The following is a 9344-nucleotide window of genomic DNA, read 5'->3' on the forward strand; positions in this document are numbered from 1 at the left end:
TCAATAATAGCGGCTTTCTTCGCAGGACGTCCTGATTTTTGATGCGTTTCCAAGCCACAGAGGCCTTCAGTTTTATAATGAGGTCTGCTTACCTTATTTAATCTTAAGTCCAATTATGGGTGTAACAGTTTAACCAGGCTTTTTTATTTTGGGCAGAACCCACACCACTACAATAAGACATATTTTTATACACTAACTAACAAATGTTTGTTACAATTTAGAGCAACTCGATTTATTAAAGAAACTACTTTATGAGCCTTTATACGTGCATTGACCTTTTAGACTATAAATTGGACGAATTAAGCAAGGAAGGGCTAGTTTTGGCGGATCAAGAATTTCTCAACAATTTAAAAGAGCAACTGAATCAACGTATCGCAGACGATAATTACACCGATTTTTCGGCGGATATTGGATTAATTAGAAGCTATTTGGAAAAAAACCAGAATACTAAAATTGAACAATGTTTGAAGTTGATACGCTTTGATTTGCAAAAAATAGATAGCGATGTAAAACATGCTGAAATTGTATCGTCCATACTTAAATATCTCAATATAGTTAAGCTCAAAGTGAATTTGCCAGATTATAAAAAATTCCAAACCCCAGAATATCTCATTGCGCCAATTGAGCAGAGTCGGCTAGTAAAAATGGGTACGTCGTCTGGTTATTGTTATGGTTTTACTTATTCAATGGTGAATCCAAAGTTATCTCCCTATAAAAATCCAAGCATGAACATTGATTTAAACCAAGACGTTCATAATTATCACACTTCTCAAGGTAACCGTCAAAAAGATCAACAATCAATAAAAAGAACGAGACTTACCCGAATATATTTTTGCCCTGATGCGCAACAACAAGCACGGCATATTTTAAACTTTGCTGAAACAAATAAAGGCAAAGAACTTGCCTTGATCCTAAGCCGTAAGGTAGGCGGCCATGCATGTTATTTAAGTGTTCAAGATGATGGAAACATCAGATATATGGATCCTAATTATGGCGCGTTTTTGTTTCACCGTGCATCAGATTTTATTGATCTTTATGTTGCAGCTGCGCAAGCGGGATATGCTTACCATTTCTATTATCTTTCCGAAATGAACTATGATGAAAAAGAACAATTAACTGAATCGAAAACATGGCAAGGAAAAATTCGAACTTTGCTTACAGGACCTAAATATCATGATCGTTCTTTGTCATGGTTCCCCCTTGCAATCGCCACGGTCATTTTTAATCTGACGTTAAGTGCTGGTATTGGCTGGGGGATTGGCTCAATCCTTGGGGCCACGATAGGAAGTGTAGTCCCTATTCTGGGAACCGCTGTTGGCGCAGAAGTTGGCGGGTTATTAGGTGCAATGCTCGGTGTACTTGCGGGAGAGATATTATCTATGATTGCGATCGACAATAATTATCATGGACTATTAGGTATTCCCCATATGCTTCAAGAGCATTGGCATCGTTTTAAAGAAAAACGCGCGTCATCTGTTTTAGCATCGTCCTCAAAAACGAATGATTCTAAAGCCGTTGCGATGAATGAGTCTTCTATTAATTGTTCCACTTCAACGCTTTTATCGCTTTTTGATGTAGATTCACCAGCGCAACAGACTGTAGTCGCAGACGAGGTTGTGATAAGCACCGAACGTCAGCAAAATCGGAGTATCTCTGTAGTCAGTACTTCGCCACGAGAATTTTTCAAGAGAATTACCGCGGAGCCAATCGATCAAACTTTGAGTCCAATTTCCATTTCGCTTTGACTACCCTGCACGCGTTGGCGAGTCGATTTCGGGGACTGGGACGTCCCGGAATCTTTCACGAGGTAGCGCGACCCTTACCATCCAGGGTCATGTCGATTTCTTGCGCCTGGGTTAAGTTTTTTGATGTGGCGGTAAACTCCCCGTTTTTTGCCACGATGTTGGCGTAGCTTTTATTGAGTTTCCTGAGTAGCTTTAAATTACGTTTTAATGCATCGGGCTGATGCTCATTGAATAGAAACCAAGGGGGAAGAGGTACATGCCAGTTGAGGGTTCTGCCAAAGGTATGAGGCCATAAAAATGCCGAGTTAGAGGAAGGAATGGCATTGATGGCGCAGCTAAACAACGATGAGCGGGTTTAATCTACCACTTTTGATATGAATTAGCATGCGACTAGAGCGCATGCTTAACAAGAACAAAGGACAAAAAATGGTTTTTTCGGTTAAACGAGGAATGCATATAATCGCATTTTTCATCGCAACGACACCCACTGTGTATGCGCTACCCAGCGACTATATCCTTAATGCCATTCAAGAAAATTCACCGCCTAAAGTGAAGGGTACAGTCAATTTCTCAAGTGTGACAAAATCGAGTGTAATTAATAAGACAAATCAAGCGATTACCGTAAATTATTCCCTATGTAATTATTCTACTGTTGAGAATGTTGCGTGCCAGTACTCATCAATTCAAATATCACCGCTCAGGCGTGAAATTGAAAATGGTTAAGCCATTATTCAACTGAGTTTGATTGGTATTCGGTTGTAAAAGTAACTCAGTCCGGGTGTAAGTTAGCGATTAAGCCATCGAGTTAAGGCCTCTATGGTTTCTTCATTCACCTTAATGAGCTGCTGGTAGAGCGGTTCCAATAATGAGCGGTGTCCTTCTTTGTAATAGCGTTCAAGATACTGACACGCACAACTCATTTTAATCGTGCCGAGATAATTTACTCCACCTTTGATTTTGTGGGCGAGCTCTTCTACTTTATGCCAATTAAGGTGTTGGTACTCGGATTTTATTTGATGAATGTCTTTTTGTATTTCATCGGAGAGGTAGGCATTCAAGAGTGTCACGAGTAAGTTTGGATCTGGAATGTGCGTCAAAGCGCGTTGTTCATCGAATAAGGCAAAGGGGTCTAATTGAAAAAGTTCTTCTTCGGTCTTGGGTAAACCAGCTCCCAAAAAAAGTGATTTATCTGAGCTAGGGGCATTTTTATGCACTAGCGGAGCGGGATTTATTATTTGATGAATGCATTGCTCTAATGCTTCTATGGATGCTGGCTTGTTTAATACGTCATTCATTCCTGCGTGCAGGCATTCTTCCCATGCTGTTTCTTTAGCATGTCCTGTGAGGCCTATGATGGGAATGACGGGTTTATTTAAGGCACGTTCCTTATTGCGAATTCGCGTACTTAATTGTGTCCCAGAAATACCTGGTAAGCCAATGTCTGTAATGATTAAATCCACCGGATTTGTTTGTAACAATGTCCACGCATCTTCTCCTGATGTGGCAGAAATAAAGGAGTATCCTTCTTTGGAAAGCATCATTTCCAATGTTTTTAAGGCAATCACATTATCTTCAACCAATAAAAGACGGGCCTTTTTCGAGAGGGTTTTCGGAGGAGAGGATGGGGCTGTTTGTTCTTTATTCAGGGCCGGTACTTCACCTAAAGGACATTGCAAATCAAAATGAAAAGAGGTTCCTTCCCCTAGCTTACTGGTCAGGGTAATGTGCCCCCCTAAAAGGGTGACATAAGATTGGGCGATGTGTAAGCCCAACCCATGTCCTGTATATATTTCTTTATATGAGGAGCTTACTTTAAAAAAGCGTTGAAACACTTGAGATTGCACCTCTTCCGGGATTCCTATCCCTGTATCGGACACGCCTAATTTCAGATGAGCTGTCGATTCATCCAAGTACAAGCATTCAATAGATAAGGTAATGCATCCGGTTTGAGTAAATTTGATGGCGTTACCTAAAAGATTCAATAAAATTCGATGAATTTTATTGCGATCGCTACGTATATAATGTGGTACGTCCGGTGCAATATGGGCCTTTAAGGCCAAGTGCTTTAACGAGGTAGCAGGTGTTTCCAAACGAATTAAATCCTGAATACACTGGTGCAGGTCAAACGATTCAGTTTTAACGTCCGTCTCTCGTAGATTTCCTGCGCGCACATCATCCAAAATATCATTGAGCATATACAATAGCTCTTTACCACTGTCATGGAGCATGTGGGCTTTGTCTTTATCTTCCTGGTTTTTAAGACTCTGCTCTAACAGTTCAGATAGACCAATAACACCCGTCAAAGGCGTTCTAATGTCGTGGCTTATGTTGGCAATGAATTCGGTTTTGGCTATATTGGCTGCCTCAGCAAGTTCACGTGCCTTCTTCAGGGCTGAGATGTCTGTAGAAATTCCGGCTACACCAGTAATTTCTCCTTGTTGATTGTATAAAGGGACTCTGTTGGTTAGGAAATAAAAAAAGGAGCCATCTGGATTGGGAATGGGTGGATCTTCACTGTTTAATATAGGAGTTCCCTTATTAATTACGGTTAAATCGTCATTTTTAAGTTTTGTTGCTAAACCTTCTGGCCACTGACAAAGTTGAGATAACTCTTCGTAGGATTTACCAATAAATTCTTCTTTGTTCATTTGAAGCATATTGAGCACATTTTGATTACAACCAACCATCAGACACTCTTTATTCATCCAGTACACATTACAGGGCATGTTTTCAATAAGAGACTCTAAATTATGGATGGTTTCCTTGTCTTTACTTTGGGAAAAATTGATAGTTTGTACTAAATAATACTTCGTATTCTCGAATTCGAGAGTCTCAACAGACCAGGTTAATTCGATGCCCTGGTAAATGAGTTTTTGACTATTAGGCTCTTGACACGGGTTAACAAAAGAAAGGAGTTTGGAGTCTATTTGTTTTTGGACACAAAAGGTCGAAAAATTGATTTCACTCGTTTCATTATTGGTGCAGCGAAATAATTTTTTTGCACTATCATTAATAAAAAGAATATTCAATTGCTCATCAAGGATGAAAAAAATCTCACTTAACTTGGTGGCTAATACCTTCTCCATAAGATTGAAAAAGCCTGGCGACTTAAGGTTTTTATTCATTACTAACAATATCCTTCACACTTAGTGCTTGTTTATTGCGCATTGATGGGCATAATAGAGGTCGTTTTGAGATTAATTATAGACTATGAATAAAGGGGAGTGGGATATGAACATAAGCTGTCTTCTTATGGGTGAGGATAGTTTGTTGATTCAGTGCGGTCTGTTACTTTTAGATAAAGGCCACTACATCAAATGGGTGATTTCACCTGTTAAGTCGATTCAGTATTGGTGTGAAGACAACAACATTGCGTGGTGTGCTTCACTCGATGATATTTTTCTTACTGACGATAATCGCGTTGATTACCTGTTTAGTATTGTCAATGGCGCAATATTGACACAAAAGCAATTAGACATCGCGCGTTTGGGCGCGATTAATTATCATGACTCACTATTACCTTCCTATGCTGGTGTTAACGCCACGACGTGGTCTTTAATCAATGGTGAATCCGCTCATGGAATCACATGGCATGAGCTCAATGCTGAAATTGATGCGGGAAGCATCATCCATCAAAAACGTGTCCCTATCTTTAATGATGATACCTCGCTTACCCTCAATTTAAGATGTTTTGAAGAAGCAATTAATGGGTTTGAACACGTAATTAAAGCGATCGAAACCTCCACCGTGCAGAGACAAACGCAAGATATGACACAACGTAGTTACTATGGCGTAACTCATGTAGTGCCTGATTTGGGTTTCATTAATTGGGATACCGCTCGTGCAAATGATATTGAGCGGATAAATCGCGCCCTGACCTTTGGCCATTACCATAACAATGTGGGGTTATTAAAATTATACTTAGGGCGTAATGCAGTTGTTGTGCTTGATGCGAAACCAGTTGATGATGAAGGCATTGCAAAAGTCAGTGGGCAATTACTGGCTATTAAACCTGATGGATTGTTGATTGCCACTCAACATGGTTTTGTCTTGTTAAATAGCTTTTGCACACTATATGGTGTTCAATTAACAGTTGATGAACTGGTTCGTTGCTATAAATTGCGGGTTGGTTCCACGCTTCCTTGTTTTGATGAATCTCTAATACAGTACTACCATCCTTTATATAAGAATTGTTTAAAAGAAGAACCGTATTGGCTAAAACAACTCATAAGGACAGAGGAGCATACTTTATTTTCAAAAATGGCTACGGATTCTAATAGTACGTACAAACAATTGGGGTCTATTTCGAGCGGTTCCTATGCAGTTGAGAATGTTCGTTATCAGTTATTAGTTTGTGTCTTTATTTATTTGTATCGCTTGAACAATTATGAGTCGTTCACCGTTTTTTATAATGATGATGAACTCAACGAGCTTAGTTTATGTGGTGGAATTTTTTCTAATTTACTCCCTCTTGCGTTTAAATCCAATAGTAACATCACACCCCGACACCTGTTGCAGGAATTAACCCGCCAGATTAATGAGATTAAGACGCATGGAACTTATCTTACCGATATTTTCATGCGACACCCTGATTTGGAAACAAAACAAATTGACTTTGTGATTACCCTGGGTCTTTATAAAAAACAGCATGACGTACCACCGAACTCACTGATTCATTTTGAAATTAACGAGCAAAACGAATTAGTGATTTATCATCGAACGAATCAGGCCTATCAGGGCGGTGGATTGTCTTCTATTTTGACGAATATGCCGGAGCATTTGGACAATATTCTTCAATGGATGTCTGTGAACTCAAACCAACCCATCAATAAATTGTGCTTTTTAACGGCTATGGAGCATAAATACCTTAATGAATGGGGGGTAGGTCAGACCGAGGAATTACCTTCAACGTCCATAACTCAATTATTTGAACACCACGTCATTACTAATCCTGATCGAATCGCGATTTATGAAAATAATTATGAGTTTTCTTATTATCATTTGTGGGAACAAAGTGAAAAAATAGCTTCTTTTATTGGTACGCTTAATCTTCCTCAACACACCTTAATTGGGATTTATATTCCTCGAAGTCATAACATGTTGGCTTTAATTTTGGGGATTCTTAAAGCAGGTTGTGTTTATGTTCCGCTCGACCTTAGATACCCACTGCTTAAAATAGAGATGATTATCAACGAGGCGAAGTTAACTCATTTAATGACTATAGAAAGTCAGCTGTCTGCGTTGATGAATCAATTTGGAACACAGGGCGTGCATTTATACAATGCAGAAGAGCTGTTAGCACGTAATGAGAATTCTTTGTCGTTTAATAAGGACATCGTAAATCCACAGGAGAATAGTCCACTGGCTTATATTATGTTTACTTCAGGAACAACAGGAACACCTAAGGGTGTGATGGTTTCTCAAAAGAACGTAATTAATTATTGTCATTGGTTTACTCAAGTCAATGAATTTACAGCCGATTCGATTATTGATTTTTCTTCTTCCTTGGCCTTTGATTTATCCGTTCCTTGCACTTTAGCGCCACTCTTAGTTGGCGGTGCATTGGCTATTTGTGATGAACAACAAAAAATAAATCCTAAATTGTATTTACAGCATCTGAAACGATACGCCATAACTCATACTGAGTTGACGCCAGGGTATTTGGAATTATTGTTGCACTATCCTGAAGATATAAAGCAATTAAGTGATTTGCGTTATGTACTGCTTGGGGCAGATGTGGTTCATACAGAAGAAGTGACTCAATGGTTAGCCTTATACCCAACCAGCAAAATAGTCAATGAATATGGGCCTACAGAAACCACCGTGTCAGCAACTTCGTATTGTGTGACAGAGCTTGATGAGCTTACGGAGGCCAGTGTTCCTATTGGTCGACCCGCATTTAATAGCACCTGCTATTTATTGGATAAATATTTTAATTTATGCCCTATCGGAATGATGGGCGAATTATATATTGGTGGCGCTCAAGTCACAGAAGGATATCTTGGCAAGCCGGAATTAACCGAGCAAAAATATATTAAAATGAAGTTCAATGAATTTGAGGAGATTCTATATAGAACTGGAGATTTAGCCAGTTGGCTACCCAAAGGCCATTTGCAGTTTTTTGGTAGAAACGACCATCAAGTAAAAATTCAGGGTTATCGCATTGAATTACCCGCTATTGAGTCAATCCTTATGAAACATGAGGCTATTTTTCAAGCGGTTGTAGTGATTCGACAAGAACGGCATAAAGACAAGTATTTGAGAGCCTACATTGTCTCAGAAGACAAAAATATCAATACGCATCAAATTAAAGAGTTTCTGGCTTTATATTTGCCTGCGTACATGCATCCAAAAGAGTTTTGCGTTGTTTCTTCTATTCCTTTAAAAGAAAATGAAAAAATAGATTTTGATACACTGGAACGGCAGGCCAGTATTTTGCTCGCGTTTACTCCTGAATTATCACACCAGACGCTAAATGATACTCAAAGAATTTGTCTTGAGATTTGGCAAAAAGCATTTTATGCGCAATTGATTCATCTTGAGGATAATTTTTTTCAACTCGGAGGGGATTCACTTTTAGCGTTACAAATTATTTCTGCCTTAAAAAGCCAGTTCCAATTACCGATTCCTTTATCGGTTCTGTTTGAGTATCCTGATATTATTTCGCTTGCTCATCAATTGGATTTGTTAATTGCGAACGATAACAGTATGTTCTCCCATACTTCTTCGAGCGTAATTAAATTATCATCAGGACCCCATAAAACACCGTTATTTTTGGTTCACCCGGTAGGTGGCTCTGTCTTTTGGTATCACCAATTAGCTCAGCGATTGGATGGGAAATACACCATTTATGGGATAGAGGATCAGAGCATTAATGGTAATTCGCGTCGTTTTGCCTCAATTTCGGAGATGGCACAATTCTATTTGGAAGAAATCGATGAAGTATATCAAGGGGAAGAATATTGTTTGGGTGGGGCATCATTTGGTGCGACCGTTGCCGTGGAGATGGCGAATCGGTTAATACAGTCTAACAAATCTGTTACGTTTTTAGGATTGTTTGATGGTTGGGCCAAATATCCAGATTCACTCATCAAGTCGAATACCGTGAGGTTACTGACCCAAAATCATCAGGAAATAGGGCAACAAACGAGTGAACAGCTGGAAGAGTTAGAAGAATATAGGAAAAAACTATTATTCGCGTTTAAGCTTCCTATCATTCGGACAGACGTAACTTTATTTAAGGCAAAGGACCTTTGGGAGGCGTTTGCCTCAGCTGACGATCCTTTTAATGGTTGGGGGCCTTTTGTTGAACACGAGATTATAGTTCATTCTATTCCGGGAACACATGAAACCATGTTTTTTGAATCCAACGCGGATCATTTAGCGAATCTTGTGGAATTAGAAGTCTTTTCAAAAAGGAAACGTTGAATTAAATGTAAATGCTTGGACTAGCGGGGGTATTTATCTTATCGGTTTAAGACCAATAATTACCTCGTACACAATGGCTATAATTTCATCCCAGTCTCAAAGATCCCCCCATATTTTTACTAAATTGTCGTCATAAAGTCTTGATATAATATAGAAAAGGATCATTATTCT

At 39.1% G+C, this 9344-nt stretch carries 5 protein-coding genes; 3 read left to right on the forward strand and 2 right to left on the reverse strand.

Annotation, left to right across the window (positions count from 1 at the left end; genetic code table 11):
• Positions 1-251 precede the first annotated feature (251 nt).
• Complete coding sequence (locus ACQY7T_RS13990) at positions 252-1745, forward strand: hypothetical protein (RefSeq protein WP_428414145.1); 1494 nt, start codon at positions 252-254, stop codon at positions 1743-1745.
• Between the two features lie 55 nt (positions 1746-1800).
• Here the strand turns inward: ACQY7T_RS13990 and ACQY7T_RS13995 are convergent, their stop codons facing one another.
• On the reverse strand, positions 1801-2088 hold the full coding sequence (locus tag ACQY7T_RS13995; RefSeq protein WP_428414147.1) for a hypothetical protein: 288 nt from the start codon (positions 2086-2088) through the stop codon (positions 1801-1803).
• A 41-nt stretch (positions 2089-2129) separates the two neighbouring features.
• Between ACQY7T_RS13995 and ACQY7T_RS14000 the strand changes: the two genes are divergently transcribed.
• Complete coding sequence (locus ACQY7T_RS14000) at positions 2130-2468, forward strand: hypothetical protein (protein ID WP_428414148.1); 339 nt, start codon at positions 2130-2132, stop codon at positions 2466-2468.
• 62 nt (positions 2469-2530) lie between these two features.
• Here ACQY7T_RS14000 and ACQY7T_RS14005 read toward each other — a convergent pair whose 3' ends face one another.
• Positions 2531-4870, reverse strand: a complete 2340-nt coding sequence (locus ACQY7T_RS14005; protein ID WP_428414149.1) for an ATP-binding protein — start codon at positions 4868-4870, stop codon at positions 2531-2533.
• A gap of 106 nt (positions 4871-4976) precedes the next feature.
• Here ACQY7T_RS14005 and ACQY7T_RS14010 point away from each other — a divergent pair, with 106 nt between their 5' ends.
• Positions 4977-9173: an amino acid adenylation domain-containing protein gene (locus tag ACQY7T_RS14010; RefSeq protein ID WP_428414150.1), complete on the forward strand. Its 4197-nt coding sequence runs from the start codon at positions 4977-4979 to the stop codon at positions 9171-9173.
• Positions 9174-9344 lie beyond the last annotated feature (171 nt).

The organism is Legionella sp. (assembly GCF_965140895.1).
Taxonomy (GTDB): Bacteria; Pseudomonadota; Gammaproteobacteria; order Legionellales; family Legionellaceae; genus Legionella.

Bases quoted from the DNA above. Each gene is read 5' to 3' on its own strand.
- ACQY7T_RS14000 (WP_428414148.1), top strand. From the start codon at position 2,130: ATGCGACTAGAGCGCATGCTTAACAAGAACAAAGGACAAAAAATGGTT.
- ACQY7T_RS13990 (WP_428414145.1), top strand. From the start codon at position 252: ATGAGCCTTTATACGTGCATTGACCTTTTAGACTATAAATTGGACGAA.
- ACQY7T_RS14010 (WP_428414150.1), top strand. From the start codon at position 4,977: ATGAACATAAGCTGTCTTCTTATGGGTGAGGATAGTTTGTTGATTCAG.
- ACQY7T_RS14005 (WP_428414149.1), bottom strand. From the start codon at position 4,870: ATGAATAAAAACCTTAAGTCGCCAGGCTTTTTCAATCTTATGGAGAAG.